Source organism: Kumtagia ephedrae (assembly GCF_003012745.1).
In the GTDB taxonomy this organism is placed as follows: domain Bacteria; phylum Pseudomonadota; class Alphaproteobacteria; order Rhizobiales; family Rhizobiaceae; genus Kumtagia; species Kumtagia ephedrae.
Map to the genome: position 1 here is coordinate 168,355 of NZ_PXYK01000004.1, position 26,833 is coordinate 195,187.

Consider the following 26,833-nt stretch of genomic DNA (forward strand, 5'->3'; position numbering starts at 1 on the left):
GCGGAAAGGATTCGAGGCGCGCCCTTCTAGCATCGCCGGCGCCGGCTTCCAACGCCCGCTCCGGTCACCGTTTTTTACAACGGATACAAAGCAGGCTTGATGACGGCCGCGAAGGCCGCTTCAGCCGAGCCTGCCGAGCGCCGGAAACGTCTCGAGCAGCCAGTAGGACATCGTCTGCACGCCGCCGTTCATGAACAGCACGCCGGCAACGACCAGCAGCGCGCCGATCGCCTTCTCGACACGCCCGAGATGGACGCGGAAGCGCCCGAGGAAGCGCATGAACGCGCCCGAAAACAGTGCGGCGACGAGGAAGGGGATGCCGAGGCCGAGCGAATAGGCGGCGAGCAGCAGCGCCCCGTCGCTGACCGTGGCGCTGCCGCCGGCCAGCGTCAGGATCGGTCCGAGCACCGGGCCGATGCAGGGCGTCCAGCCGAAGGCGAAGGCGAGGCCCATGACATAGGCGGCCGCAGCGCTCGCCGGCTTGCCGCGCGTCTGGAAGCGCGCCTCGCGCGACAGGAAGGGAATCTTGATCAGGCCGAGAAAATTGAGCCCCATCAGGATGATGACGAGGCCGGCGGCGATCGCCAGCGGCTCCTGCCAGACCCTGAGCAGCCGGCCGATGCTGGAGGCGCCGGCGCCGAGCGCCACGAACACGGTGGAGAAGCCGAGCACGAAGGCGACTGCCGTGAATGCCAGCCGGCGACGCGCCGGCGTCGGCGCGGCAACCTGGGCATCGCCGCGGAAATCCTCGACCGACACGCCGGCCATGTAGCAGAGGTAGGGCGGCACCAGCGGCAGCACGCAGGGCGACAGGAACGAGATCGCGCCCGCGCCCACCGCCGTCAGGTAGCCGACATCGACCGCCATGTTTCCGTATCCCGTTCGACCGCCCGCATATAGACAAGGAGCGCGCCCGGCTCCAATCACCTTGCCGTGGCGGATCGTCGCCATGCGACGCGGATGAGGATTGCCGAAAACCGCATTTTTTGCGATTGACCGCCCAAGCGGCTGTCCCTATGGTCCGCCGCACTTTCGGGGGCGCCGCGCGCGCCCCGCGGGAGCGCATAGCTCAGCCGGTAGAGCAACTGACTTTTAATCAGTAGGTCCAGGGTTCGAGTCCCTGTGCGCTCACCATAACTGACCAAAATCAGTATTCCCGGTGCTCACTAAACCGCGTCCACACGATTAGGCGCCAGCTACTTCCGAACGCAATCCACAGCCGCTCGCAGACCACCTGCCAAGAAGGCGCTGGCGACCATATCAGGAAGAGAAGGCGAATTTTCTTATTTTTTTTCAGCGCGGATCTGACTCGCGCTTTGACCAGATTTCACGACGAAAGGACCTCTCAATTCAGAGGGCCGACCGCTCAACGATTTTGCGGCATGGGCAAGGGCCTTCTCAATGTGGCTGGAGTATTTTTGGTTAGAGCTAGCCACTATCGCTCCTCGAGAATCCTTGGACATGTTGATTCCTCCAACGTCCCGATTAATGAATCGTTATGGTTTCAACGACAAGCAATTTTGTTGGTTCCGGGGGAGCAAATGGGCACGCTCGAAGGAGTGATTTCGGATTTCACTGATTGGCCTGAACTCGTGTTCGGACTCGTTGGTCCGATTGGCGTCAATATGGATATCGTTGAAAGGAAGCTGTCTGAAGCGCTCACGTCTGTTGGGTACAAATCGCACCGTGTCCGCTTAACGGAATTAATGACGGAGATCGCGATCGACGGCGTCGAACTGACCGACAGTACTGACCCGTACGTCCGATACAAATCCCGCATCGACTACGCGAACGCAGTCCGCACGAAATGCGAGAACGACGCGGCTCTAGCAGCTTTAGCGATTAGCGAAATTAGGCGAACGCGAGCCAACCACTGGGAAGGGACACGGCCAGGTACCGATCTGGAAGGAATTCCGATCGACAGATTGGCCTACATTTTGAGGCAGCTCAAGCGATCTGAGGAAATCCAACTGCTTCGGAAAGTTTACGGTCGAAAATTTGTTCAAATCTCAATTCATGCAAGCGAGCGCGACCGCCTTAAGAACCTCGAGAGGAGCATTGCCCTTTCAAATCCCCATCTTTCGCCAGCCGATTGCGCCGACGCAGCGGAATTTTTAGTCACTACCGATATGCACGAACGCTCAGATATTCATGGGCAGCGGATTGAAGAGGTTTTCCACCTAGGCGATGTTTTCATCAATGGAAAGAACGAGGACAGCATCTCAAGGACGATGGATCGCTTCATTGATGCGTTGTTCGGAAAAAACTCCATAAGCCCAAATCGCGACGAATACGGGGCCTATATAGCGGCATCCGCTTCGCTTAGATCGATTGATCTTTCGCGTCAGGTTGGCGCGGCAGTATTCTCCTCTCGCGGCGAAGTAATTTCCTTAGGCTGCAATGAGGTACCGAAGTTTTCAGGTGGAACCTACTGGACAGACGACCCCGATCCGCACCGTGACTTTGAAGATGGCGTGGACGCTAATCGAACCGAGAAGAATCGAATTATTTACGATTTTCTGAGGACTCTCGAAGAAGCGTCAGCTCTAAAACAAGGAGCAACGGCAGCATCGCTTTTCGCGGACGAGGAGATCAAAAATCGCATACGAACCGCTTCAGTTTCGGACATCACCGAATTCGGCCGAATGACCCACGCCGAAATGACCGCCCTTTGTGATGCTGCCCGCCTAGGCCGCGCCACAGCTGGAGCTACCATTTTTGTTACAACGTTCCCGTGCCACAACTGCGCAAAGCACATAATAGCTTCCGGTATTCGACGGGTCGTTTTCATTGAGCCCTATCCGAAAAGCAAAGCTCTCGACTTCCATGAAGATTCTGCGGTGCTCGATGAGAAGCATGATCAGCGGGTAATGTTCGATCACTTCGTTGGCATCTCGCCTCGGCGGTATCGAGACATATTCGAAAAGGCGTCGCGGCGTGGGCCCGGAGGTAAGATTGCTGAGTGGTATCGGGGCCAGCCAATGCCAATGCTGGAGGACAAGGGCCCCGCATACATCTGGAATGAAGATTCTGCAATTTATTCGACGTTATTGAAGGTGGCAAACGAACTTGGGATTGAGATCACCCCACACGATCCCCCGCTCGACGAAGACCAAGTGCTCCCGAATGCCACGCAACTATAGGTGCGCAAAGCTGCCTGATCTCAATCCACGGAACATCGGCCGCGCGGCGGCGATCACGTAGCCTTGCGCCAGCAGCGAACCCGTTCACCCGCTGATCCGCCCGTGCGGCACGCCGTACATCAGCCGGCCGAATCCGTCGCCCAAGACGTGCACGAGCGTGCGGTGGTCGCCGCCTTCGAACCAGACGTCGTCGCGGCGCTCCAGCCGGTCGTCGACCACGCATGGCACCCGGTAGGGCGCGCCGAAGATCGGCACGGCGCCGGTGTCGCAGTCCGGGAACAGCGCGCTCGCCTCGTCCTCGTTGGCGAGCTCGACGGGCTCGCCGACCAGGGCGGAGACCTTGTCGAGGTCGACATGGCGCGAGGCCGGAACCACCGCCAGCAGGTAGCTGCCGTCCCAGCGAAGCACGACACCCTTGGCCAGCGCCCCGCCGGGCACGTGGCTGGCCTGCGCCGTCATCGCCGACGACCCGGTCTTGCTGTGACGCCCGACGTCGTAAGGGACGTGGTTGTCTTCCAGATATTCCTGCATGGTGAGCGCGATACCCATCGCCGTCTCCTTTCGCGTCGCTGCCGTGGCGCCCGGCGCGGGGCAAGCGGCGGGAGGTTTGGCGCGCCTGCGGAGCGACAACCGCGGCGCGCCGGTGACCGGCTCCTCGCCACATCGCCGGCTGGTCGCGTGGCCAGCCCTGTCGGCCGACCCATCCGAGAGCGAAGAGTACACCCGCGGGCCGATGCAGGCCAGCGGAATGCGCGAATCAGCCGACCTTGGCCCGCAACGCCGCGTGAAACGCGAGATGCTTCGGCAGATCCGCTCAGCCCGGCGGCGGGCCCTGCTCGTATTGCGGCAGGCCGTCGTCGATCCTCACCCAGGGCTGCCTGGAGGCGGTGAAGATGTGCATCTGCGGCCTGAACAGCGACGGGTCGTCGAGCGAGCCGCTGGTGAGACCCAGAATGCCGGCGGCGTCGCGGCGCGAGAAGATGGTGGTGCCGCAGTTGGCGCAGAAACCGCGCTTCAGGTCGGGCGAGGAATGCACGGTCGCCACCAGCCCGTCGAAGGCGACATCCTCGATGCGGAACAGCAGGCGGGCGTTGAATGCGGCGCCGATCGCCTTCTGACAGAGCCGGCAGTGGCAGACGCGCTGGTTGATCGGCGCCGCCTCGGCGCAATAGCGCACCGCGCCGCACAGACACCCGCCTTCGTACCTCGCCATCCCCGCCACCTGCCGCCGGATTTGGCGACAGGGTAACGTTTCCCGCCCTGCCGTCAAACGGCTTGTACGCGACCAGCGCCTTTCATGAAGCGGGCAGCGAAGCCGTCCTCACTGCGATTCCTTCACCAGTTCGTCCCAGCTCTTCACCCTGGTCTCGCCGTCGAGAAATGGCCGGACCGTGCTCGCCAGCTCCGGCGCGAAGAAGACGTCGTAATGGGTGCGGTTGGGGATGATCGCCAGCCGGTTCTGCGACATGGTCTCGCGCATCCAGCCCGCGTCCCTCTGGCCGCCGCCGAGCAGCTGGTAGAATTTCACGATGTGCTCGGGCCGGTACATGTCGCTGTCGCCATAGACCAGCATGACCGGCATCTTCAGCGTCTTCACGTCCTCCGACCAGTCATAGGGCTTGCGCATATACTCGCCCATGCGGTCGAGCAGCCTCGGAAAATCCTCCGGCTTCGGCGCGATCGCGACGTAGGACTGGTACATCGGCGTGTCCTTCATCATATCGGCCATCGCGGCGCCGACGGCGGCCTGCTGCGGCAGCATCTCCGGATAAAAACCGTCCTGTGCAAAACCGGCCGAGACAACAGCCAGGCGCCGCACCAGATCGGGGTGCTGGACCGCCAGCCGCAAGCCGGCGCCGCCGCCGAAGGAATAGCCGAGCACGTCGAGCTTGTCGTAGCCGAGCTCCCTGACGATCACCGCCAGGTCGTCGCCGATGGCTTTCAAGTCGATCGGCCGGTCGCCCAGCGTGGTGCGGCCATGGCCCTGCAGGTCGACGCCGATGACGGTGCGGCCTTGCGCCAGGGCCGGCAGCACGGGTCCGAACATGCCGGTCGAGCCCAACCCGCCATGCAGCAGCAGCAGCGGCTCGCCCGCGCCATGCACCTCGTAATAATAGTCGATGCCGTTCACCGCGATGCGGCCGCTCCTGGCCGGCGCCGGCGTGGTCACCGTTTCGGCGTGCTGCGCCTTGGCTTCCTCGGCGGCCGCGACGGCCGGCATGGCCAGCACGGCCGCGGCCGAGGCGAAAAGCGCGATCAGGGTGGACTTCAGCATGTCTGGCTCCTCGGAATGGGCTGTCGTTCTCGTGATGTCTCGAGGACGCGCGGATAGGCCTGGTGCCGACATGGGTTGGCAAAAAACTTCGCCCCGTGATGCCGATGTCCTAGCGCATCTCGGATTTGGCTGTGCCTCCCCAACCATCCGGGTGCGTCTTCACCGGCTTTGGCTTCGGGACGTCGAAGTCGATCAACAAATCCCACACCACCCGGATCGAAAGCCCGGCGCGTTCCGCCATCGGCGCCGGGGCCGGACAGTCCGGTCAATGCCGGCGCGCCTGCACCAAATAGGCGTTGATCTCGGTCTCGCCGAGCCACTTCGCCGCCTCCAGCCGGTGCAGGCCCTCGACCAAAATGTGCCGCTTGCCGTCATGGCGCACCTGGATCGGCACCTTCAGGCCGTTTTCTAGGATGTCCTCGGCGAGCAGCCGCACCGTCTGCGGGTGGAGCGTCTTGCGCCGTCCCACCGGCACGTAGATGTCGTCGACGGGAACTTTGTGGATTCGCAGCATCGTCTACCTCCCGCACGGGCATCACCCGCGACAGGATAGAGGGATCGCCGTGCTTAGCAAGGAAGCCGGGCGCCCGCCCCGGGGACGGCCGCCGGCTTCGGCCCGATCTCCGGAACCGCCACGGCGGCGAACAGCGCGCGCAGCCGCAGACCTTGCGGGCCGAGCGGAGCCCGCCGGTCGATCAGCCCGATCTGCCGCAGCGCCGCGGCTTCCAGATCGGCGCCGCGCGGAAGAGAGACCAGCCATTCCATGAAGACGTCCTCGGGTTCCGGCAGCGGTGCCGACCGGAGCGCACGGCCAAATATTTCGCCCGCGCTCACGCCTCGATCTCCAGGGCCGACAGCGGCCTGGAGCAGCAGGCGAGGATAAAACCTTCTGCGATCTCGTCGTCGAGGATGCCGCCATTGTGCTGCATCTCGACCTCGCCCGACACCTTCCTGACCCGGCAGGTGCCACACAGGCCAAACTCGCAGGCGGCGGCGATGCGCACGCCGGCGGCGCGGGCTGCCTGCAGCACCGTCTGGCCGGATAGGCACCGGCCCTCCACCCCGGAGACGCTGAAGCGGACGGGTATCGAGGCCCCCGCCTCGCCTTCCGAAGCGCCTTCGGCCGTGTCGGCGAAGGGCGCCGGCAGGGCTTCGACCGGTGGCACGCCAAAACTCTCCTGGTGGTAGCGGGCCATGTCGAAGCCGGCGGTTTCCAGCATGTCGCGCACCGCGCGCATGAACGGCTCGGGGCCGCAGCAGAACACCTCGCGCTCGCGGAAGTCGGGCGAAAGCAGCGGCAGCCGCACCGCGTCGATGCGGCCCATATGGCCGAACCAGCTCTCGCGGCTGGAGCGCTCCTCGATGAGGAAGCCGAGCGACAGGCCCGGCATGCGGCTGCCGAGCAGCTCCAGCTCCTTGCGAAAAATGATCTCCTCCGGCCGCCTGGCGCAGTTGACGAAGGCGACGTCGGTCCATGGGGCGCAGTCGTTCAGCCAGCGCAGCATCGACATCATCGGGGTGACGCCCGACCCGGCGGAGACGAACAGATATTTCGCCGCCGGATGGTTGTGGTGCGAGAAATCCCCGGCGGGACCGAAGGCCCTGACGCGCATGCCGGGGAGGAGATGGTCGAACATCCAGCGCGTGCCGAGGCTGCCGGCCTGCGCCTTGACCGTGACGGCGATCGAGAACGGCCGCGACGGCGACGACGACAGCGTATAGGTGCGCATCAGCGGGCCGTCCGGCACCGGCAGCTCCAGCGTCACGAACTGGCCGGGCTTGTAGCGGAACCAGGTCTGCGCGTCGGAGCGGAAGGTGAAGGTCTTGACGTCCGGCGCCTCGTCGGCGACGGCGACCACCTCCAGCACCTGCAGCCGGTCGTTCCACGGCGCCATCTCGTCGAGGTGGCGGTAGAGGCCGAGATCGGTCATGGCGTTCATCTCCCCCTCCCGTCAGGCGACGCTGCGCAGCGCCGGCTTACCGCCCTCGGCCAGCCGCGACTCGATGAAGCGCGCGTACCAGTCGACGAACTGGATGACGCCGCCCTCGTGCAGCTCAGAATACGGCCCCGGCTCGTAAGCCGGCGACTTGATGCCGAAGGCGTTCTCCTCGACGATGCGGCGGTCCTGGTCGTTGGTCTCGGTCCACACATGGATGAGTTCGGCCAGGTCGTAGTCGACGCCCTCGATCGCGTCCTTGTGCACCAGCCATTTGGTGGTAACCGCCGTTTCCGTGGCGCTGATCGGCAGCACCCGGAAAGTGACGGCGTGGTCGTCGAGAATGTGGTTCCAGGTCGTCGGGTAGTGATAGAGCATTAGCGTGCCGATGCGCTCGACCGCCACCTGGGCCGACAGGCTCTTCCTCACCGCCCGCTTGCCGGTCATGGTGTAGCTGACGGCGTCGCGCAGCAGCGGCGCGCGGGTGGCGCGATACTGGCCGGCGGCGTCGATGCGGAAGCGCGCCGGCAGGCCGGCCGCCTCGCATTTCGCCCAATGATCCAGCATCTCCGGGTCGCTCTCGGCGCCGTTGACCCCGGTGACCGTCGGGGCTTCCGGAAAGGTCTTGCACAGCTCCGGATGGTTGCCGGCGCAGTGATAGCACTCGCGGTTGTTCTCCCAGACGAGCTTCCAATTGCCTTTTTCGACGATGGTCGATTCGTGGGCGATCTTCGCCTCGGTCAGCCGGTGCGGCGCGAAATAGGGCTGCATCAGCGCCCGGAACGGCGCAAAATCGGCAGGCTCGTCGGCGAGGCAGATGAAGACGTAGCCGCCGACGCTTTCGCAGGCGACCGGCTTGAGGCCGAAAGCGCCCTTGTCGAAACCCTCGGCCATCTGGCGCGCGAACAGCAGTTTTCCGTCGAGGTCGTAGGTCCACTGGTGGTAGGGGCAGACGAGCCGCGCCGACATGCCGCGCTCGGCGTTGCAGACGCGGCTGCCGCGATGGCGGCAGGAATTGTGGAAGGCGCGGATGCGCCCCTCACGGTCACGCACGATCACCACCGGATAGTCGCCGACCTGCACGGTGAAGAAGCTGCCCGGCTTGGCGATCTCGCAGTCATGGCCGACGAACAGCCAGTCGCGATACCAGACCAGCTCCATGTCCAGCCTGAAGAAGTCCGGGTCGATGTAGAAGGGCTGCTCCAGGCTGAAGCCGTCGCGACGGCGGCGGATCATCCTCAGCATTTCGGTGCGTGCGTCCATGTCCTGTCCTCACGGTGCAAGGACTGAACTGGTGGTGATGAAAGGAGGATCGGCGACGGCAGTCGGGCTGCGACCGGCCGAGCGCTTCCGCCTCTTGACCGCCCACCGCGATCAGTCGGGTTCCGATGCTTCAAGGCTGGTTTCCGGGCTCCGAAGCTGGCCTTGGCAGGCCCGTCCCGACACCTTCCCGGGCATTTGCCCAGTGGTCTCCCGTCGAGACGAAAACTTCGATACCGTTGCGGGGGCAGCGCCGGCATCAAACCGGCTTCCCAATTCTCCCCGCGGCCTGTCGCCGAAGGGCACCTTGAACGGGGATCATCAGACCAGAGGGCGCGGCCGGCGTCCCGCGAGAATGCGACTTCGGCTGCGTCTCCAGCGACGCCGGAAAAATAGCGGGGCTTGCTCTCCCGATTTGTTATGTTATTACGTTACAGCTCCGGTGAATGCGAATACCTCGCCGGGACGAATGGTCGTTCCTCCCAAGCGATCGTCCGCATCCGGCCCGGGCACTCGGGCCGGATGCATCCCCCAGCTCCGAACGGATTCCAAAACATGCCCGACGCAGCCAAGCCGACAAAACGCCTTCCCGTCACCGTCCTCTCCGGCTTCCTCGGCGCCGGCAAGACGACGCTGCTCAACCACGTGCTCAACAACCGCGAGGGCCGGCGCGTCGCCGTCATCGTCAACGACATGAGCGAGGTGAACATCGACGCCGCGCTGGTGCGCGACGGCGGCGCGAATCTTTCGCGCACGGAAGAGCAGCTGGTGGAGATGACCAATGGCTACATCTGCTGCACGCTGCGCGACGACCTTTTGAAGGAGGTGCGCCGGCTGTGCGAGCAAGACCGCTTCGACTATCTGCTGATCGAGGGCACAGGAATCGCCGAGCCTCTGCCGGTCGCCACCACCTTCGATTTCCGCGACGACAGCGGCGACAGCCTGTCGGACGTCGCCCGGCTCGACACCATGGTCACGGTCGTCGACGCGGCGAGCCTGCTTAAGGACTATTCCTCGCAGGATTTTTTGCGCGATCGCGGCGAGACGGCCGGAGAGGGGGACGACCGCGCGCTGGTCGATCTCCTGGTGGAGCAGATCGAATTCGCCGACGTCGTCGTGCTCAACAAGGTCTCGGAAGCCGCCCCGCACGATCTCGACCTTGCGCGCAAGATCGTCCGCGCGCTGAACCCGGATGCCGCGCTGGCCGAAACCGATTTCGGCAGAGTCGGGCTCGATCAGGTGCTCGACACTGGCCGCTTCGACCTCGAAAAGGCGCAGCAGCATCCGCTGTGGTTCAAGGAGTTGAACGGTTTCGGCGACCACGTCCCGGAGACGGAGGAATACGGCATCCGCTCCTTCGTCTACCGCGCGCGCCAGCCTTTCGACCCGGTTAGCTTGAAGGCTTTCGTCAACCGGCCCTGGCCGGGGGTGGTGCGCGCCTAGGGTTTTTTCTGGCTGGCGACCCGTCCGCACCATGTCGGCGAGCTCAGCCAGGCCGGCGCGCTGGTGCGGACGGGCAAGCGCGGACTGTGGTGGGCCGCCGTGCCGAAGGACCAATGGCCCGACCATCCCGAATGGCGCGCCGCGATGCGGCCCTATCTCGATCCGGTATGGGGCGACCGGCGCCAGGAGATCGTCTTCATTGGCTGCGACCCGATGGACGAGAAGGCGATCAGGGCAGAGCTGGACGCCTGCCTCGTCGCCGAAACCGGCTTCATGCCGGCCCGCTGGCGCGGCCTGCCCGATCCGTTCCCCTCATGGGAGCGGGCGGCATGATGCTGCGTTTTTTGCGCAAGGTGGCCGGCAGCGCGGCGGCTCGTCCGCCCTGCGCCTGCCATCCGGCCGGCGAGCCGGACGGCGTCCGAGACGACCCGACACAGGAAAGAGAGGGGGACAGGGCGTCGCGCTTCACCTGCGACGAGGCTGATGCTTGCCTGCAAGCGGATCACCACGAGCAGGCCGGCGACTGAGTTGCGTCGCGGTCGGCTCGCGCCGGAACCCGTATCGGTGGCAAAAGCACGGTCTCACGCCTCGCAGCGGCGAAGCCAAGCCGGCGAAGAACCGAATATTATCTCGGTTTGAGTTTCGACTCTCGACCCGAACCGGAAGGCCAATCCAGGCCCAGAGTCTGCGTGCGTCGTGCCCGTCTCGCCCGAACGCTCAGCCACCGATCATCGGGCCTTCCGATGCACGGACGTATCTGGCTGACGATCCAGCCGGCCTTCGTGAGTGCGGACCGCAGGGCAGCCTCGCGCCAGTACGTCTCGACGTAGCGCCGAGGCGCCGCAGCGCCGCCGTATGTGGAAACATCCTCGCCATCGCCCTCTCTGACAGAGACGTGCAATCGGCCATCGGTCCGGGTCGCCTCGGCAAGCCGTCCAAGCACCGTGCTGAAATCCTCGCGCGCGACGTGAATAAGAGAGGCACAGGCCCAGATTCCGTTGTACGGCATACCGGGACGCCGCGGGTCGGCCAGGTCATCGGTCAGAGGGTCCAACAGGTCGGCCTCGAAGCCGGCCTCGCGGAGCAGTTCGACGAAACCATTTGAAATGTCGGTGCGCCGGACGCTGATTCCCCGCTTCTCAAGCTCAAGTGCATCTCGCCCGCCGCCGCTTCCGATCTCCAGCACCCTGCCCGAGCCACCCAGCTCGGCCACGAACGCATCGATCTCCGTCGCGACCCATTCGGGCACCGCCGCTGCCTCGGCAGCGTACTCCGCCGCGACCGTATCATAGGACCGCACGGTATCCCGGTCGGTGCTCATCCCGGCGCTCCTCCCTAACCCCATGAACGAGAGGCCCGTTGTGCCCCTCGCACTTTGGCTGTTGGCGACATCGCGGGCGATCTGCTTCCTACATAGCAGAAATTTGATCCGAGACCCTGCCAAGAATCGGTCGTATCTGATGGCTGCCGAAAGCGGAATGCGTGAATGCGGGGTCGTTCGCCGCGGAACGCGCCAGCCTGCGCGCGCTTCTCAGGCACGTCACGGCACGCTCGATGCCCGGAAGTCGCCCGGTCCTATTCCGCGGCCGCGGCGACCGGTCCCGGCACGTAGTTGAGGATCGGCCCGAGCCAGCGCTCGACCTCGGCCACGCCCATGTCCTTGCGGGCGGCGTAGTCCTCGACCTGGTCGCGCTCGACCTTGGCGACGCCGAAATAGTAGCTCTCGGGATGCGACAGGTAGATGCCGGAGACCGACGAGCCCGGCCACATCGCCATGCTCTCGGTCAGGCTGACGCCGGCGTTCTTCTCGGCGTCGAGCAGCCGGAACAGCGTGACCTTCTCCGTGTGGTCGGGCTGGGCGGGATAGCCCGGCGCCGGCCGGATGCCCTGATAACCCTCGCCGATCAGTTCGTCGGACGAAAAATCCTCCTGCGCGGCATAGCCCCAGAACTCCTTGCGTACCTTCTCGTGCATGCGCTCGGCGAAGGCTTCCGCGAAACGGTCGGCCAGCGCCTTCACCAGGATGGAGGAATAGTCGTCGTTGGCGCGCTCGAAGCGCTCGGCGATCGCCACCTCCTCGATGCCGGCCGTCACTACGAAGCCGCCGACATAGTCCGGCTTGCCGCTGGCCAGCGGCGCGACGAAGTCGGAGAGCGCCACATTCGCCTTGCCGTCGCGTTTTTGCAGCTGCTGGCGGAGCGTGAAGAAGGTGGCGAGATCCTGCGCCCTGCCCTCGTCGGTGAACAGCCTGACGTCGTCGCCGACGGCGTTGGCCGGCCAGAAGCCGATGACGGCCTTCGGCGCGAACCACTTTTCGTCGATGATCTTCTTCAGCATCGCCTGGGCGTCGTCGAAGAGCTGGCGCGCCGCCGCGCCCTGCTTCTCGTCCTCGAGGATTTTGGGATAACGCCCCTTCAGCTCCCAGGTCTGGAAGAACGGCGTCCAGTCGATGTAGCGCGCCAGCTCGGCAAGGTCCCAGCTCTCGAACACCTTCGTGCCGAGGAAGGACGGCTTCGGCGGCGTGTAGCCCGCCCAGTCGATCCTGTGGGCGTTGGCGCGGGCGCGCGCCAGCGGCAGCCGCTGCTTCTCGCGCTCGGAGCGCTCGTGCGCCTCGGCGACCTTGCGGTACTCGGCCTGAACGGTTCCGACATAGCCGGGCTTCATCTCCGGCGACAGCAGGCTCGACACCACGCCGACGGCGCGGCTGGCGTCGGTGACGTAGACGGCCTGGCCGCGATCGTAGCGCGGATGGATCTTCACGGCCGTATGCACGCGGCTGGTGGTGGCGCCGCCGATCAGCAGCGGGATGTCGAATCCCTCGCGCTCCATCTCGGAGGCGACATGCACCATCTCGTCGAGCGACGGCGTGATCAGGCCGGACAGGCCAATCACGTCCACCTTCTCGTCGCGCGCCGTCTGCAGGATTTTCGTCGCCGGCACCATGACGCCGAGGTCGATGATCTCGTAATTGTTGCAGGCGAGCACGACGCCGACGATGTTCTTGCCGATGTCGTGGACGTCGCCCTTCACCGTCGCCATCAGGATTTTTCCGGCGCTCCGGCGCTCCGTTCCCCCATTGGCCGCCTTTTCGGCCTCCATATAGGGCAACAGCACCGCCACCGCCTGCTTCATCACGCGGGCCGACTTCACCACCTGCGGCAGGAACATTTTTCCGGACCCGAACAAGTCGCCGACGACGTTCATGCCGGCCATCAGCGGTCCTTCGATGACGTGCAGCGGACGTTCCGCCTTTTGCCGCGCCTCCTCGGTGTCGGCCTCGATGAACTCGGTGATGCCGTTGACCAGCGCGTGCTCCAGCCGCTTCTCGACCGACCGTTCGCGCCAGGCGAGATCTTTCTCCTTCGCCTGTCCGCCGCCGGCACCCTTGAAGCGCTCGGCGATCTCCAGCATCCGCTCCGTCGCCGTGCCGCCGGCCTTCGGCTGGCGGTTCAGCACGACGTCCTCGCAGGCCTCGCGCAGCTCCGGATCGATCGATTCGTAGACGGCGAGCTGGCCGGCATTGACGATGCCCATGTCCATCCCGCGCTGGATGGCGTGGTAGAGGAAGACCGCGTGCATGGCCTCGCGCACCGGCTCGTTGCCGCGGAAGGAGAAGGAGAGGTTCGAGACGCCGCCGGAGATATGCACATGCGGCAGCGTGTCGATGATCTCGCCGGTCGCCTCGATGAAGTCGACGCCGTAATTGTCGTGCTCCTCGATGCCGGTGGCGACCGCGAACACGTTGGGGTCGAAAATGATGTCTTCGGGCGCGAAGCCGGCCTTTTCCGTCAGAAGCTTGTAGGCGCGGCTGCATATCTCGACTTTTCGCGCCCTGGTGTCGGCCTGCCCCACCTCGTCGAAGGCCATGACGACCACCGCCGCGCCGTAGGCCCGGCACAGCCTGGCATGGTGCAGGAATGCCTCCTCGCCTTCCTTCATCGAGATCGAGTTGACGATCGGCTTGCCCTGCACGCATTTCAGGCCGGCCTCGATCACCTCCCATTTGGACGAGTCGATCATGACCGGGACCTTGGCGATGTCCGGTTCGGCGGCGATCAGGTTGAGATATTCGACCATCGCCTTCTTCGAATCGATCAGGCCTTCGTCCATGTTGACATCGATGATCTGCGCGCCGTTTTCCACCTGGTCGCGGGCAACATCGAGCGCGGTCGCGTAGTCCCCGGCGGTGATCAGCTTCCTGAACTTCGCCGAGCCGGTGACGTTGGTGCGCTCGCCGACATTGACGAAGGGGATTTCCTCGGTGAGCGTGAACGGCTCCAGGCCCGACAGCCGCATCTGCACCGGCCGCTTGGCCGGCTGGCGCGGCGCATGCCGGCCGACCGCCTCGGCGATGGCGCGGATATGCTCCGGCGTCGAGCCGCAGCAGCCGCCGGCGACGTTGATCAGCCCCTCGCGCGCAAACTCCTCGACCTGGGCGGCCATGAAGTCGGGGCTCTCATCATACTGGCCGAAGGCGTTGGGCAGGCCGGCATTGGGATAGGCGCAGGTGAAGGTCTCCGCCACGTCCGACAGTTCGGCGAGATGCGGCCGCATGGCATTGGCGCCGAGCGCGCAGTTCAGCCCGATGGTGAACGGCTTCGCGTGGCGCACGGAATGCCAGAAGGCGGTCGGCGTCTGGCCGGACAGCGTGCGGCCGGACAGGTCGGTGATGGTGCCGGAAATCATGATCGGCAGCCGCACGCCCTTTTCGCCAAAAATCTCCTCGCAGGCGAAGATCGCCGCCTTGGCGTTCAGCGTGTCGAAAATGGTCTCGATCAGGATGATGTCGGAGCCGCCGTCGATCAGGCCGCGCAGCTGCTCGCCATAAGCGAGCCTGAGATCGTCGAAGGTGACGGCGCGGTAGCCCGGATTGTTGACGTCGGGCGAGATCGACGCCGTGCGGTTGGTGGGCCCGAGCGCGCCGGCGACGAAGCGGCGCCTGCCGTCCTCCTGCTCGGCCCGGATGGCGGCGCGGCGCACCAGCCGCGCGCCGTCGCGATTGAGCTCGTAGACCGCGTCCTCCATCGCATAGTCGGCCTGCGCGATGCGGGTCGAGGAGAAGGTGTTGGTCTCGATGATGTCGGCGCCGGCCTTGGCATACTTGTAGTGGATCTCCTCGATCGCCTTCGGCTGGGTGAGGATCAGCAAGTCGTTGTTGCCCTGCTGGTGGCAGGCGCAGCCGGCGAACCGGTCGCCGCGGAAATGGTCCTCGTCGAGGCCGAGCCCTTGGATCTGGGTGCCCATGGCGCCGTCGAGGACGAGGATGCGCTCACGCGCGGCCGCCTGCAAGGCGGCGAGGATTTCGGAACCGTCCGGCTTGGCTGCCACCGGCCCGAAGAGTTCTTCGACAGAGGGCATTTGCGACACTCTTCATTTCCGATGCGACATTCATGCAATCACATAAAGACATCTTTATGTCAACATGCCATTCGTAAGACTTGCCGAGATGGAAATCGATTGTCCAGGCCGTTCCCTTCCAACCTGCGGCTGCGCTAAGCTGCCGGGGTAAATGGGAGAGGACGCATGTGGATCAAGCTGACCAGTGTAAGGGATGAGACCGTACTGCTTGCGGTCGACAAGGTAACGCATGTGACTGCGCGGGAGTCGGGCGGCTCTTCGGTTTATCTGCTTGGCGATACGGTTGACGGTCGGCCGCGCGTGCTCGGCGTCAAGGAAACCCTCGACCAGCTCGCGGCGCTGCTCGATGTTTCCGGTGCACCGGCAAAGCGCGCGGCCAAGGCGGCGAAATAGCGTGCCGTCTTGAAAGCATTCCCGCCGGGCAGCACGCTGGCCGGCGGGCTTTCTTGCATTCGTCGGAAGGCAACCGCACCGTAGGCCGCATAGGCAGCCGGCATTTACCGGCCGGCGATTTTGCCGTTAGATGTCCGCCCATGTCGGACATCGATCACCGCGCGGTCATCGCGCAACTGTCGCCCGAGCAGCGCCGGCTCATCACCGCGAAGGCCGACCGGCCGGGCCTGTTTCGCCTCGCCGTTCATGGCGGCCTGATCGTTCTGCTCGCCATCCCGATCATTCTGGAAATTCCGTTCTGGCCGCTGCTGATGCTGCCGCAGGGCGTGCTCGTCGTCTTCCTGTTCACCCTGCTGCACGAAACGATCCACGACACCGCTTTCGAGACGCCCTGGCTGAACCGTGCCGCCGCCTTCACCTCGGGTTTCATGATCCTGCTTCCGCCGGACTGGTTCCGTTATTTTCATTTCGCCCATCACCGCCACACGCACGATCCGGACAACGATCCCGAGCTCATGACGCCGAAGCCGGAGACGCTGGGCCAGTACCTGCTCTATCTCTCCGGCATTCCGTACTGGATCGCCATGGTGCGGGTTGTTTTCGCGAATGCGGCCGGGAAAAACCGCGACAGCTTCGTTCCGGAGAAGGGCCGGCCGAAAATCCGATGGGAAGCCCGCGTTTTTCTCGCGCTTTATGCCGTGCTCCTGGCGAGTTCCCTGGTCGCCGGGTCGAGCATCCTTCTGTGGGTCTGGATCGTGCCTGCCCTGGTCGGCCAGCCATTCCTGCGCGCCTATCTGCTGGCCGAGCACACGCGCTGCCCGCATGTCGCCAACATGCTCGAAAACACCCGCACGATCTTCACCACGGGGCTCGTCCGGTTCTTCGCCTGGAACATGCCCTACCACGCCGAGCATCATTCCTATCCGACCGTGCCGTTCCACCAATTGCCGCGATTTCATCGGATCGCCGCCGAGCACTTGCGCAGCACCGAAAAGGGTTACGTCCGTTTCCATCGCAAGCTGGCCGCCGACCTGAAGCGGCACCTGTTCCGGTAAGCCGGATACGCCCTGTCCGCGATGTCGGTGCGCGTCGCTTTTGAAGGCCCGCGCGTCGCCGGATGAGAAGCGGGCCCCTCCCCCTTCCGGCAATGCTCGCGCAACAGAAACACGCGAGTTGCGAATGGCCGATCTCATCGTCGTCTACTGGCGCGACATCCCCGCCCAGGTCATCGTGAAACGAGGCCGGCAGAGCGCCAAGCGCAAGTTGCCGCTGCGCTTCACCGAGGCGATCGACATGGCGGCGATGCGCTCGGGCGCGGCCGAGACCGACGCCTATCTGGCGGAGTGGCGCAAGGCCGATCCGGTGCCCGTCGGCGACGACCTCGAAGCGGAAGCCGACAAGGCGGCGGTCGAGATCGACGCCAAGTATGGCCGGGAGCGGCTGGTCGCTCTCGCGAAATCCGGCGGCAAGGAAAATGTCTGAGCCCCACCCGAACTCCACGACGGCCAAGGGGCCGGCCAACGGCACGCCCGTCGTGACACCGCCGGCAGGCGGCGGTGTCACCCAGGCGACCATCGTCAAGAAGGCGGCGCCGAAGAGCGATTACAAGCCCGCCGACGTATCGCCGCAGCGGCGCGTGCAGCGCTCCTATTCGGTGCGGCTGTGGGCGATCCGCCATTCGCGCCTGCTCGAATGGTTTTATGCCCGCTTCGCCGACGTCTTCCTGCTCCTCCATCCGCTGTGGAAGGGTCTTGGCTACGGCCGCGTTGAAGCGCCGGTTAAATTCGTCGAGAAGCGGGTCAAGGGTTTCATGTTCGACTGCCGCATGTGCGGCCAGTGCATCCTGTCCTCCACCGGCATGTCCTGTCCGATGAACTGCCCGAAGCAGTTGCGCAACGGCCCCTGTGGCGGGGTGCGCGCCAACGGCAATTGCGAGGTCGAGCCCGACATGCCCTGCGTCTGGGTGAAGGCCTGGGAAGGCTCGCGCAACATGGTCAAGGGCGACGCCATCCTCGCCGTGCAGAAGCCGGTCGACCAGTCGCTGCGCGAGACCTCGGCCTGGTTGCGCGTCACGGCTCGCGCCGCGGCCGAGCGGGAACAGGCGAAGGTAGCCGCATGATCGAGCGCCGTTCCGTGCAGCGCGACGAGAACCCGGCCGGCATCCACCTGCCGCTGGAGCCGCTGCCCGGCCATTCTTCGCGCGGCCGGCTGGAGCGGGTGCTGCGGCGTGGCGAGTTCGCCGTCACTACCGAACTCAACCCGCCGGACAGCGCCGATCCGGAAGACGTCTACAACCGCGCGAAAATCTTCGATGGCTGGGTCGACGGCATCAATGCGGTCGACGCGTCGGGCGCCAACTGCCACATGTCGTCGGTCGGCATCTGCGCGCTGCTGACCCGCATGGGCTATGCCCCGATCATGCAGATCGCCTGCCGCGACAGGAACCGCATCGCCATCCAGGGCGACGTGCTGGGCGCCGCCGCGATGGGCGTCTCCAACATCCTGTGCCTCACCGGCGACGGCGTGCAGGCCGGCGACCAGCCCGGCGCCAAGCCGGTGTTCGACCTCGATTCCATGTCGCTGCTCGAAACCGTGCGCATCATGCGCGACAATGGGAAATTCCTGTCGGGGCGCAAGCTGACCACCCCGCCGCAGCTCTTCCTCGGCGCGGCCGTCAATCCGTTCGCCCCGCCCTACGATTTCCGCCCGCTGCACCTCGGCAAGAAGATCGCCGCCGGAGCGCAGTTCGTGCAGAGCCAGTACTGCTTCGACGTGCCGATGTTCAGGGACTTCATGCAGCGGGTGCGCGATCTCGGCTTCGACGAGAAGGTTTTTATCCTCGTCGGGGTCGGCCCGCTGGCCTCCGCCAAGACGGCGAAATGGATCCGCTCCAACGTGCCGGGCATCCACATCCCTGATGCCATCATCACGCGGCTGGAAGGCGCCCAGGACCAGAAGGCCGAGGGCAAGAAGCTCTGCATCGACATCATCAACGAGGTAAAGGAAATCCCCGGCGTCTCCGGAGTCCATGTGATGGCCTACCGCCAGGAGGAATATGTCGCCGAGATCGTCGACGAGAGCGGCGTGCTGAAAGGTCGCCAGCCCTGGAAGCGCGAAGCCCGTGCCGACGACCAGAGGGTCGCCGAGCGACTCGGCCACATCCTGCACGACGACGTCACCGAAACTCAGGTCGATATGGTGAAGACGGCCCACTAATGGTGAATGGTGAATGGTGAATGGGCGGAAGCTTGGATTTGCAGCGACGGCAAGTGAGCCTCCGCACCGACCGCTTCCATAATCACCGTTCACTATTCACCATTCACCACTAACGATATAACCAACTCTTTATATCCCCGAACGGAGAACTCCATGACCCGCACGATCGTCGCCTCGGCGACCCGCGAAATCGTCATCGGCTTCGATCAGCCCTTCTGCGTCATCGGCGAGCGCATCAATCCGACCGGCCGCAAGAAGCTGGCGGCCGAAATGTCAGCCGGCAATTTCGAGACGGTCATCAAGGACGCGATCGCGCAGGCCGCCGCCGGCGCCACCATGCTCGACGTCAATGCCGGCGTCACCGCGGTCGACCCGAACGCCACGGAGCCGGCGCTGCTCGTGCAGACGCTGGAGATCGTCCAGCAGACGGTCGACCTGCCGCTGTCGATCGACTCCTCCGTCAGCGCCGCCATCGAGGCCGCGCTGAAGGTGGCAAAGGGCCGGCCGCTGGTGAATTCGGTGACAGGCGAGGAGGAGAAGCTGGAAGCGATCCTGCCGCTGGTGAAGAAATACAACGTTCCGGTCGTCGCCATCTCCAACGACGAGACCGGCATCTCGATGGACCCGGACGTGCGCTTCGCGGTCGCCAAGAAGATTGTCGAGCGCTGCGCGGATTTCGGCATTCCGGCGCATGACGTGGTGGTCGACCCGCTGGTCATGCCGATCGGCGCGCTGGGCGATGCCGGCCGCCAGGTGTTCGCGCTGCTGCGCCGCCTGCGCGAGGAACTCAAGGTCAACACCACCTGCGGCCTCTCCAACATCTCCTTCGGCCTGCCGCACCGCCACGGCATCAACGCCGGCTTCATCCCGATGGTGATCGGCGCCGGCATGACCTCGGCGATCATGAACCCGGTCCGCCCGCAGGAAATGGAGGCGGTTCGCGCCGCCAACGTGCTCAACGGCACCGACAGGGACTGCATGACCTGGATCAAGACCTACAAGGATTTCAAGCCGGGCGAGCACGCCGCGCCGCCGCCGGTCGCCGTGGTCACGCCGGGCGCCGAGGGCGCGGCTGCGGGGGGCGGCAGACGGCGCGGCGGCCGCGAGGCACGGATGGCGCGGGGGTAGGCGCCGCTATGGTTGCCAAAGAGCAACATTCTCACAACTCGTCGCTTCGAGAGAACATAATCGAGCACCAGTTTATTGGCGCCGCTCTTAAAGTTCTCTGGAACGCTGGAATTGTGGACGCAGAGATTCTGCGGTCGGAGTTCGACGGTTATGGCTACGATCTGGTTCTCAGCAAAGGCCAAATCGTTAGGCACATCCAACTGAAGTCTGGTTTGACGCTCAAGAAGATCAGCGTGTCTAACATGCTAGCTAGGCGCCCCAGTGGATGCGCCATTTTTATCGAAATCTCTGACAATCTCGATATGGAGAGGTATTGGTTTTTCGGCGCCAATGAGCCTGGATTACCTCTGCCGGCATTGGATGACTTCAAGACCACGAAAAGAACCACGCCCAAGTCAGACGGTTTGAAGCCCCAACGTCAGAACCACCGGGACATACCCGCCAATAAATTTACCAAGGTTCAGTCGCTTGAGCATCTCCTTGGCAAATTGCTCGGACAAGAAATAAGCGGCCACCAATGAACCCGCCCCCCAACATCACCGACCCCCTCGTCCTGTTCATGCCGTCCGGCAAGCGCGGGCGGTTTCCGGTCGGCACGCCGCTGCTCGACGCCGCGCGCTCGCTTGGCGTCTATGTGGAGAGCGTGTGCGGCGGGCGCGCGACCTGCGGCCGCTGCCAGATCGAGGTGCAGGAAGGCAATTTCGCCAAACACAAGATCGTCTCGACGCTCGACCACATCTCGCCAAAGGGCCCGAAGGAGGAGCGCTACGAGCGGGTGCGCGGCCTGCCCGAGCATCGCCGCCTCTCCTGCTCGGCCACCGTGCAGGGCGATCTCGTCATCGACGTGCCGCAGGACACCGTCATCAACGCCCAGGTGGTGCGAAAAGCCGCCACCGACCGGGTGATCGAGCGCAACGCGGCCGTGCAGCTCTGCTATGTCGAGGTTGAGGAGCCTGACATGCACAAGCCGCTCGGCGACCTCGACCGGCTGAAAGTGTCGCTGGAAAAGGACTGGGGTTGGAAGGACCTTCTGGTCGCCCCCCACCTGATCCCGAAGATCCAGAAGATTTTGCGCACGAAGCTGCCCGACCAGCCCGAGGTCAGCGAGGGCAAATGGGGCGTCACCGCGGTCGTTCACCGCGACATGGACTCTTCGCGTCCCTTCATCATCGACCTCTATCCCGGTTTGAAGAACGAGGCCTACGGCATCGCCTGCGACATCGGCTCGACCACCATCGCCATGCATCTGGTGTCGCTGCTGTCGGGCCGCATCGTCGCCTCGTCGGGAACGTCGAACCCGCAGATCCGCTTCGGCGAGGATCTGATGAGCCGCGTCTCCTACGTGATGATGAACCCCGATGGCCGCGAGGCGATGACCAGGGCGGTGCGCGAGGCGGTCAATACGCTGATCGGAAAAGTGTGCGAGGAAGGCGGCGTCGACCGCCACGACATTTTCGACTGCGTGTTCGTCGGCAACCCGATCATGCACCATCTGTTCCTCGGCATCGACCCGACCGAGCTCGGCCAGGCGCCGTTCGCGCTGGCCGTGTCGGGCGCCCTGCAGTTCTGGGCGCATGAGATCGACATCGAGGTGGCGCCGGGCGCCAGGCTCTACACGCTGCCTTGCATCGCCGGCCATGTCGGCGCCGATGCCGCCGGCGCCACGCTGTCGGAAGGGCCTTATCGGCAGGACGGGATGATGCTGCTGGTCGACGTCGGCACCAATGCCGAGATCGTGCTCGGCAACCGCACCCGCGTCGTCGCCGCCTCGTCGCCGACCGGCCCCGCTTTCGAGGGCGCCGAGATTTCGTCCGGCCAGCGCGCGGCACCCGGTGCCATCGAGCGGGTGCGCATCGATCCCGAGACGCTGGAGCCCAGATATCGCGTCATCGGAACCGACAAGTGGTCGGACGAAGAGGGTTTCGAAGAAGCCTCCTGGGCGACAGGCGTCACCGGCATCTGCGGCTCGGCGATCATCGAGGTCGTCGCCGAGATGTACCTCACCGGCATCATCTCCGAGGACGGCGTCATCGACGGCGCCATGGCCGAGCGCAGCCCGCGCATCGTGCCGAACGGCCGCACCTTCTCATACCTGCTGCGCGAGGGCCGCCAGGGCGAGCCGCGCATCACCGTGACGCAGAACGACATCCGCGCCATCCAGCTCGCCAAGGCCGCGCTCTATGCCGGCGTGAAACTGCTAATGGAAAAGCAGGGCGTCGAGGCGGTCGACACCATCCGCTTCGCCGGCGCCTTCGGCTCCTTCATCGATCCGAAATACGCCATGGTGCTCGGCCTGATCCCGGATTGCGACCTGTCGCAGGTCAAGGCGGTGGGCAACGCCGCCGGCACCGGCGCGCTGATGGCCCTGCTCAACCGCGACCACCGCCGCGAGATCGAGACGCAGGTGTCGCGGATCGAGAAGATCGAGACGGCGCTGGAGCCCAGCTTCCAGCAGATCTTCGTCAACGCCATGGCGTTGCCCAACAAGGTCGACGCCTTCCCGAAGCTGGCGGAGCAGGTGAAGCTGCCGCCGCGCAAGGTGGTCGAGCAGCCGGGCGGCGACGGCAGCCCGCGCCGCCGCTCGCGCGAGGAACGCGCGGCACGACGCCAGCGCGACTGAAATATCGGGAAAGCCGGGCGCTCGCCGCGCCCGGCCGGCCGAAATCACATGCCCTTTTCCTTGAGCACGGCCTCGGCGTTCTCCGCCGTGACCTTCTCCGTCGGCAGCACGATCGCCTTCTCGACCTTCTCGCCGTTGAGGTGCTTGACCGCCTGGCGCAGGCCTTCGGCGCCCGGCGTGGCGTAGAGGAAGGTGGCGGTCAGCTCGCCGTTCTTCACCCAGGTCACGCCCTCGCCCGGCAGGGCGTCGATGCCGATGAACTTTATCTCCTTCTCGCGGCCGGCGTCCTTGGCGGCAAGATAGGCGCCGTAGGCCATCGGATCGTTGTGGCCGTAGACCAGGTCGATCTTCTCGTTGCTCTTCAGCGCATTGGCCATGATGTTGTAGGCCTGATCCTGCTTCCAGTCGCCGGACTGCTTGTCGAGCAGGTTCTTGATTCCCGGCTCCTTGTCGGTGAACTCGTGAAAACCGTTGTGGCGGTCATGCGCCGGCTGCGTGCCCATGCCGCCCCAGATCTCGACGATGGTGCCCTGCGCCTTGCCCGGCCCGCCGAGCAGCTCCACCGCATATTCGCCCGCTGCCCGGCCGATCAGCACGTTGTCGCCGCCGACGAACTGCGTGTACTTGTCGGTCTCGACGTTGCGGTCGAGCACGAACACCGGGATGTTCGCCTCGATCGCCTGCTGGACGACGCCGGTGAGGCCCGCCGACTCCTTCGGCGAGATCAGCAGCGCGTCGACCTCCTGGCGGATCAGGTTCTCGACGTCTGCCACCTGCTTCTCGGTCTTGTCCTCGCCGTCGGTGACGATCAGCTCGACCTCGGGATGCTTGGCGGCTTCCGCGATGATGTCCTTGTTGAACTGCGCGCGCCACGGCTCGATCGTCGTCGCCTGGCTGAAGCCGATCGTCCATTTCTTCTCTTGCGCCACCGCATCCGCGCCGGTGAGCGCGGTGCTGGCGATGAATGCAACCGTCAGGGCCGAAAGCCCCAGGAAACCACGCCGTTTCATTCGACATTTCCTCCACTGTTATGTGCTGCTTGTTGCTGCGGCCGCCTGTCCGCGGACGCATCCTTTTGCGCCGGCCGGAACGCGGGCAGGCGCACAAAGCTCAGGAGATCGGCGGCGTTGCGCTCCTGGACGAGCACGGTGCCGACGATGATCAGGCCCTTCAGCACGAGCTGAAGGTTCGAGTTGATGTTGTGGAGCTGCAAAATGTTGGAGAGCAGCCCGAAGATCAGCACGCCGCAGAAGGTGCCGGCCATGGAGCCGCGCCCGCCCATCAGGCTGGTGCCGCCGATGACGACCGCGGCGATGGCGTCGAGCTCCAGCCCGGCGCCGGCGTCCGGCTTGCCCTGGCGGTACTGCGCCACGTAGAGCACCGCGGCGATGCCGGCGAGCAGACCGGAGACCGCATAGGTGACGATCTTGACCTTGCCGGCCTCGATGCCGGAGAGCCGCGCCGCCTCCTCGTTGCCGCCGATGGCATAGACGTAGCGGCCGAACGGCGTGAACCGCAGCACGGCGGCGTAGATGACGATGGCCGCAATGAAGAAGATGCCGGGCATCGGAATCACCCCGAACACCAGCGAGCGCAGCCTGTCGAACTCGGCGACCGCGTTGGAGCCGGTATAGACCGGCAGCACCGCGTTGTTCTGGCCGGCGGTGAGCCGCGCGATGCCGAGTGCCGTCACCATCATGGCGAGCGTCACTATGAAGGGCTGCAGCCGCCCGCCGACGATCAGCAGGCCGTTGATGGCGCCGAAGCACAGACCGACGCAGGGGGCGACGATGAGGACGCCGAGCACGCCGAACTTGGTCGAGACCTGCGGGACGAGGTACCAGAGCAGCAGCGCCGCCAGCGCCGCCCCGGCGGCGAGCGGGATGAGCAGGCCGCGCGTCCGGTCGAGCGTGACATCGCGGCCGATGTCGCCGCCGTGACGCGCCTTCTCAAGATTGGCGAAGACGAAGCGCACGACCGAGAAACCGATGACCAGCGCCACGATGCCGGCCATCGGCAGGCCCATGGCGGCTGCGGGCGTATCGCCTTCGACGGTGAGCAGCATGGCGCAGACGACGGTGGCGATCGCCATCAGCGAGCCGACCGACAGGTCGATGCCGCCGGTGATGATGACGGCCGTCATGCCGGTGGCGATCAGCCCGGTTATCGACACCTGCCGGAGCACGTCGAGCAGGTTGCCATAGGACAGGAAGATGTTGTTGCCCTTCGAGCTGACCGGCGAGGAGAGCACGCCGAGCAGGAAGATGGCGATCAGCCCCCAATAAAGCTTAGTACGGGCGATGATGCGAAACACGCCGCTCATGCCGCGGCCTTCGCGGCGAGCGGTGCGGCAAGCTGCATGATGCGCTCCTCGGTGGCGTCGGCGCGCGCCACGATGCCGCGCTGCCGGCCCTCCGACATGACGAGGATCCGGTCGGACAACAGCAGCAGCTCCGGCAGCTCCGAGCTGACGACCATGATCGCCAGCCCTTCCTCGCGAGCCAGCCGGAAGATCAGGTCGTAGATCTCGCGCTTGGCCCCGACGTCGATGCCGCGCGTCGGCTCGTCGAGCAGCAGCACCTTTGGACGCGTGCCCAGCCATTTGCCCATGACGACCTTCTGCTGGTTGCCGCCCGACAGGGTTCCCGCCGCCTGGTCGACACCGCTGCAGCGGATCGCCAGCGATTTCACGGCCGCGCGCGCCAGGGCGGCCTCTCCGGCAAAAGAGCGGATGCCGAAACGCGAAAGCCGCGACACCAGCGGCAGCGCGACATTGTCGGTGATCGATGCGCCGAGATGCAGGCCCTGGGTCTTGCGGTCCTCGGTGACGAGCGCAAGGCCTAGCCGCCTGGCGTCTCGCGGCGAGCGGATGTCGGCCCTGCTCCCGTGCAGCCTGATCTCGCCCTCGGCCTGGCCGCCGGACGCTCCGAACAGGGTTTCCAGGATCTCGCTGCGCCCGGAGCCGAGCAGCCCGCCGATGCCCAGCACCTCGCCCGCATGCAGATCGAAGCCAACGCCATTCAGAACCTGGCGCCAGCCGCGCCGGTGCGGCTTCGACAGCACGAGGTCGCGCACCGACAGCACGACGGGGCCGCGCTTGCCGGTGTCGCCGTGATCGGCGGAGAGAAGCGCGCGGCCGACCATGGCGGCGATGATCTTGTCTTGGTCGAGCTCGCCGATCGGCCTTGTCAGCACATGCCGCCCGTCCCTGAAAACGGTGACGCGGTCGGCCAGGTGCGTCACCTCGTCGAGGCGGTGCGAGATGTAGACGATCGCCACGCCCTCGCCGGCCAGCTGCCGCACGATCTTGAACAGCCGCTCGCATTCGGCCAGCGACAGCGCCGAGGTCGGCTCGTCCATGATCAGCATGCGGGCGTTCAGCGACAAGGCCTTGGCGATCTCGACCAGTTGCTGCTCGCCGACCCGAAGGCTGCCGACGCGCTGGTCAGGATCGAGTTCGATGCCGAGCCGCCCGAGCAGGTCCCGCGCCGCCGCGCGCGCCGCCTTCCTGTCGATCACCACGCCGGCGATGCGCTTCTCGCGGCCGAGGAAGATGTTGTCGGCGACGGTCAGCTCGGGAACGAGGTTGAGCTCCTGGTGGATGATGGCGATGCCTGCAGCCTCGGCCTGGCGGATGCTGGCGAAGGAGACGGTGCTGCCGTCGAGCTCCAGCCGGCCCTCATACTCGGCATAGACCCCCGAGACGATCTTCATCAGCGTCGACTTGCCGGCGCCATTCTCGCCCATCAGCGCATGGATCTCGCCGGGGCGGAGCTCGAACGAAACGTCGGTCAGCGCCGCGATGCCGCCGAACCGCTTGCTGACATTCGCAGCGCGAAGCAGCGGGCCGGCCGAGGGATGGCGGTGTGGCGCAAAAGGCGCAATGCCGGATTCGATCATGGCAACAGTGGCCTCCCTTCCACGTTGCTGAATGCTCGCTCACGCTAATCTAAACGTTTCGGAGATGTCAACAGGAACCCCGCCCGGAGAATGGCCGCGCTACGCCACACACCACCCTTCCCTTGCGTTTTCCGTGAATTTCTCCTAGTCCTGCTGCGGG

At 65.1% G+C, this 26,833-nt stretch carries 22 protein-coding genes, 1 tRNA gene, 2 pseudogenes and 1 riboswitch; of the genes and pseudogenes, 12 read left to right on the plus strand and 13 right to left on the minus strand.

The genetic code is table 11. The features are described from left to right. Positions 1-120: 120 nt before the first annotated feature. Complete coding sequence (locus C7I84_RS05435) at positions 121-867, minus strand: cytochrome c biogenesis CcdA family protein (RefSeq protein WP_106771141.1); 747 nt, start codon at positions 865-867, stop codon at positions 121-123. Positions 868-1,058: 191 nt separating this feature from the next. Here C7I84_RS05435 and C7I84_RS05440 point away from each other — a divergent pair. Continuing rightward, positions 1,059-1,134, plus strand: a tRNA-Lys gene (locus C7I84_RS05440). Between the two features lie 407 nt (positions 1,135-1,541). Next, positions 1,542-3,143 carry an anti-phage dCTP deaminase gene (locus tag C7I84_RS05445; RefSeq protein WP_245428318.1) on the plus strand — a complete coding sequence of 534 codons (1,602 nt, stop codon included), beginning with the start codon at positions 1,542-1,544 and terminating at the stop codon, positions 3,141-3,143. Positions 3,144-3,227: 84 nt separating this feature from the next. Here the strand turns inward: C7I84_RS05445 and C7I84_RS05450 are convergent, their stop codons facing one another. The 7 genes from C7I84_RS05450 to C7I84_RS05480 form a co-directional block, all read right to left on the minus strand. Next, positions 3,228-3,692, minus strand: coding sequence for an aminoacyl-tRNA deacylase (locus tag C7I84_RS05450; RefSeq protein WP_106771142.1), 465 nt, complete (start codon positions 3,690-3,692; stop codon positions 3,228-3,230). A gap of 265 nt (positions 3,693-3,957) precedes the next feature. Beyond that, positions 3,958-4,356, minus strand: a complete 399-nt coding sequence (locus C7I84_RS05455; protein ID WP_106771143.1) for a GFA family protein — start codon at positions 4,354-4,356, stop codon at positions 3,958-3,960. Positions 4,357-4,464: 108 nt separating this feature from the next. Continuing rightward, entirely contained in the window at positions 4,465-5,418 is a 954-nt protein-coding gene (locus C7I84_RS05460) for an alpha/beta fold hydrolase (RefSeq protein WP_106771144.1), read from the minus strand. A 265-nt stretch (positions 5,419-5,683) separates the two neighbouring features. Further along, positions 5,684-5,932 (minus strand): ParB N-terminal domain-containing protein, encoded by a 249-nt coding sequence (locus C7I84_RS05465; protein ID WP_106771145.1) that lies wholly within the window; start codon positions 5,930-5,932, stop codon positions 5,684-5,686. Positions 5,933-5,985: 53 nt separating this feature from the next. Continuing rightward, a complete protein-coding gene (locus tag C7I84_RS05470) occupies positions 5,986-6,252 on the minus strand; it encodes a hypothetical protein (RefSeq protein ID WP_106771146.1) in 267 nt (88 codons plus the stop codon). Continuing rightward, positions 6,249-7,349 (minus strand): FAD-binding oxidoreductase, encoded by a 1,101-nt coding sequence (locus C7I84_RS05475; RefSeq protein ID WP_106771281.1) that lies wholly within the window; start codon positions 7,347-7,349, stop codon positions 6,249-6,251. The genes C7I84_RS05470 and C7I84_RS05475 overlap by 4 nt, the downstream gene beginning before the upstream one ends. A gap of 21 nt (positions 7,350-7,370) precedes the next feature. Next, a complete protein-coding gene (locus tag C7I84_RS05480) occupies positions 7,371-8,618 on the minus strand; it encodes an aromatic ring-hydroxylating oxygenase subunit alpha (protein WP_106771147.1) in 1,248 nt (415 codons plus the stop codon). Positions 8,619-8,735: 117 nt separating this feature from the next. After that, positions 8,736-8,940, minus strand: a riboswitch (cobalamin riboswitch). Positions 8,941-9,170: 230 nt separating this feature from the next. On the opposite strand from C7I84_RS05480, the pseudogene C7I84_RS05485 reads away from it, so the two are divergent. Then, positions 9,171-10,391: pseudogene (locus C7I84_RS05485) on the plus strand (GTP-binding protein). After that, the gene (locus C7I84_RS05490; protein ID WP_106771148.1) at positions 10,388-10,585 is read left to right on the plus strand and encodes a hypothetical protein; all 198 of its coding nucleotides are present in this window, start codon (positions 10,388-10,390) and stop codon (positions 10,583-10,585) included. Before C7I84_RS05485 ends, C7I84_RS05490 begins: the two are co-directional and overlap by 4 nt. Before the next feature lie 170 nt (positions 10,586-10,755). Here the strand turns inward: C7I84_RS05490 and C7I84_RS05495 are convergent. Together C7I84_RS05495 and metH are read right to left on the minus strand one after the other, a co-directional pair. After that, positions 10,756-11,379: pseudogene (locus C7I84_RS05495) on the minus strand (class I SAM-dependent methyltransferase); the annotation flags it as partial. Positions 11,380-11,633: 254 nt separating this feature from the next. After that, a complete protein-coding gene (metH, locus tag C7I84_RS05500; RefSeq protein WP_207770970.1) occupies positions 11,634-15,416 on the minus strand; it encodes a methionine synthase in 3,783 nt (1,260 codons plus the stop codon). 165 nt (positions 15,417-15,581) lie between these two features. Between metH and C7I84_RS05505 the strand changes: the two genes are divergently transcribed. The 8 genes from C7I84_RS05505 (at position 15,582) to C7I84_RS05540 (ending at position 22,773) form a co-directional block, all read left to right on the plus strand. Continuing rightward, positions 15,582-15,809: a hypothetical protein gene (locus tag C7I84_RS05505; RefSeq protein WP_106771151.1), complete on the plus strand. Its 228-nt coding sequence runs from the start codon at positions 15,582-15,584 to the stop codon at positions 15,807-15,809. A 140-nt stretch (positions 15,810-15,949) separates the two neighbouring features. Continuing rightward, on the plus strand, positions 15,950-16,864 hold the full coding sequence (locus C7I84_RS05510) for a fatty acid desaturase family protein (RefSeq protein ID WP_245428319.1): 915 nt from the start codon (positions 15,950-15,952) through the stop codon (positions 16,862-16,864). 124 nt (positions 16,865-16,988) lie between these two features. Next, positions 16,989-17,291, plus strand: a complete 303-nt coding sequence (locus C7I84_RS05515; RefSeq protein ID WP_106771152.1) for a virulence factor — start codon at positions 16,989-16,991, stop codon at positions 17,289-17,291. Next, the gene (locus tag C7I84_RS05520) at positions 17,284-17,928 is read left to right on the plus strand and encodes a methylenetetrahydrofolate reductase C-terminal domain-containing protein (RefSeq protein ID WP_245428320.1); all 645 of its coding nucleotides are present in this window, start codon (positions 17,284-17,286) and stop codon (positions 17,926-17,928) included. The genes C7I84_RS05515 and C7I84_RS05520 overlap by 8 nt, the downstream gene beginning before the upstream one ends. Further along, a complete protein-coding gene (locus C7I84_RS05525) occupies positions 17,925-19,025 on the plus strand; it encodes a methylenetetrahydrofolate reductase (protein WP_106771153.1) in 1,101 nt (366 codons plus the stop codon). The genes C7I84_RS05520 and C7I84_RS05525 overlap by 4 nt, the downstream gene beginning before the upstream one ends. Before the next feature lie 153 nt (positions 19,026-19,178). Beyond that, complete coding sequence (locus C7I84_RS05530) at positions 19,179-20,153, plus strand: methyltetrahydrofolate cobalamin methyltransferase (protein ID WP_106771154.1); 975 nt, start codon at positions 19,179-19,181, stop codon at positions 20,151-20,153. 8 nt (positions 20,154-20,161) lie between these two features. Further along, positions 20,162-20,674, plus strand: coding sequence for a hypothetical protein (locus tag C7I84_RS05535; protein WP_106771155.1), 513 nt, complete (start codon positions 20,162-20,164; stop codon positions 20,672-20,674). After that, on the plus strand, positions 20,671-22,773 hold the full coding sequence (locus C7I84_RS05540) for an ASKHA domain-containing protein (RefSeq protein WP_106771156.1): 2,103 nt from the start codon (positions 20,671-20,673) through the stop codon (positions 22,771-22,773). Before C7I84_RS05535 ends, C7I84_RS05540 begins: the two co-directional genes overlap by 4 nt. Before the next feature lie 44 nt (positions 22,774-22,817). Here C7I84_RS05540 and C7I84_RS05545 read toward each other — a convergent pair whose 3' ends face one another. From C7I84_RS05545 to C7I84_RS05555, 3 genes are read right to left on the minus strand one after another with little or no spacing between them, the layout of a single operon-like run. Then, a complete protein-coding gene (locus C7I84_RS05545; protein ID WP_106771157.1) occupies positions 22,818-23,783 on the minus strand; it encodes a substrate-binding domain-containing protein in 966 nt (321 codons plus the stop codon). Next, positions 23,780-25,096, minus strand: a complete 1,317-nt coding sequence (locus tag C7I84_RS05550) for an ABC transporter permease (RefSeq protein ID WP_106771158.1) — start codon at positions 25,094-25,096, stop codon at positions 23,780-23,782. The genes C7I84_RS05545 and C7I84_RS05550 overlap by 4 nt, the downstream gene beginning before the upstream one ends. After that, positions 25,093-26,673 (minus strand): sugar ABC transporter ATP-binding protein, encoded by a 1,581-nt coding sequence (locus C7I84_RS05555; protein ID WP_106771159.1) that lies wholly within the window; start codon positions 26,671-26,673, stop codon positions 25,093-25,095. The genes C7I84_RS05550 and C7I84_RS05555 overlap by 4 nt, the downstream gene beginning before the upstream one ends. Positions 26,674-26,833 lie beyond the last annotated feature (160 nt).

Bases quoted from the DNA above. Each gene is read 5' to 3' on its own strand.
- C7I84_RS05435 (WP_106771141.1), bottom strand. From the start codon at position 867: ATGGCGGTCGATGTCGGCTACCTGACGGCGGTGGGCGCGGGCGCGATC.
- C7I84_RS05445 (WP_245428318.1), top strand. From the start codon at position 1,542: ATGGGCACGCTCGAAGGAGTGATTTCGGATTTCACTGATTGGCCTGAA.
- C7I84_RS05450 (WP_106771142.1), bottom strand. From the start codon at position 3,692: ATGGGTATCGCGCTCACCATGCAGGAATATCTGGAAGACAACCACGTC.
- C7I84_RS05455 (WP_106771143.1), bottom strand. From the start codon at position 4,356: ATGGCGAGGTACGAAGGCGGGTGTCTGTGCGGCGCGGTGCGCTATTGC.
- C7I84_RS05460 (WP_106771144.1), bottom strand. From the start codon at position 5,418: ATGCTGAAGTCCACCCTGATCGCGCTTTTCGCCTCGGCCGCGGCCGTG.
- C7I84_RS05465 (WP_106771145.1), bottom strand. From the start codon at position 5,932: ATGCTGCGAATCCACAAAGTTCCCGTCGACGACATCTACGTGCCGGTG.
- C7I84_RS05475 (WP_106771281.1), bottom strand. From the start codon at position 7,349: ATGACCGATCTCGGCCTCTACCGCCACCTCGACGAGATGGCGCCGTGG.
- C7I84_RS05480 (WP_106771147.1), bottom strand. From the start codon at position 8,618: ATGGACGCACGCACCGAAATGCTGAGGATGATCCGCCGCCGTCGCGAC.
- C7I84_RS05490 (WP_106771148.1), top strand. From the start codon at position 10,388: ATGATGCTGCGTTTTTTGCGCAAGGTGGCCGGCAGCGCGGCGGCTCGT.
- metH (WP_207770970.1), bottom strand. From the start codon at position 15,416: ATGCCCTCTGTCGAAGAACTCTTCGGGCCGGTGGCAGCCAAGCCGGAC.
- C7I84_RS05505 (WP_106771151.1), top strand. From the start codon at position 15,582: ATGTGGATCAAGCTGACCAGTGTAAGGGATGAGACCGTACTGCTTGCG.
- C7I84_RS05510 (WP_245428319.1), top strand. From the start codon at position 15,950: ATGTCGGACATCGATCACCGCGCGGTCATCGCGCAACTGTCGCCCGAG.
- C7I84_RS05515 (WP_106771152.1), top strand. From the start codon at position 16,989: ATGGCCGATCTCATCGTCGTCTACTGGCGCGACATCCCCGCCCAGGTC.
- C7I84_RS05520 (WP_245428320.1), top strand. From the start codon at position 17,284: ATGTCTGAGCCCCACCCGAACTCCACGACGGCCAAGGGGCCGGCCAAC.
- C7I84_RS05525 (WP_106771153.1), top strand. From the start codon at position 17,925: ATGATCGAGCGCCGTTCCGTGCAGCGCGACGAGAACCCGGCCGGCATC.
- C7I84_RS05530 (WP_106771154.1), top strand. From the start codon at position 19,179: ATGACCCGCACGATCGTCGCCTCGGCGACCCGCGAAATCGTCATCGGC.
- C7I84_RS05535 (WP_106771155.1), top strand. From the start codon at position 20,162: ATGGTTGCCAAAGAGCAACATTCTCACAACTCGTCGCTTCGAGAGAAC.
- C7I84_RS05540 (WP_106771156.1), top strand. From the start codon at position 20,671: ATGAACCCGCCCCCCAACATCACCGACCCCCTCGTCCTGTTCATGCCG.
- C7I84_RS05545 (WP_106771157.1), bottom strand. From the start codon at position 23,783: ATGAAACGGCGTGGTTTCCTGGGGCTTTCGGCCCTGACGGTTGCATTC.
- C7I84_RS05550 (WP_106771158.1), bottom strand. From the start codon at position 25,096: ATGAGCGGCGTGTTTCGCATCATCGCCCGTACTAAGCTTTATTGGGGG.
- C7I84_RS05555 (WP_106771159.1), bottom strand. From the start codon at position 26,673: ATGATCGAATCCGGCATTGCGCCTTTTGCGCCACACCGCCATCCCTCG.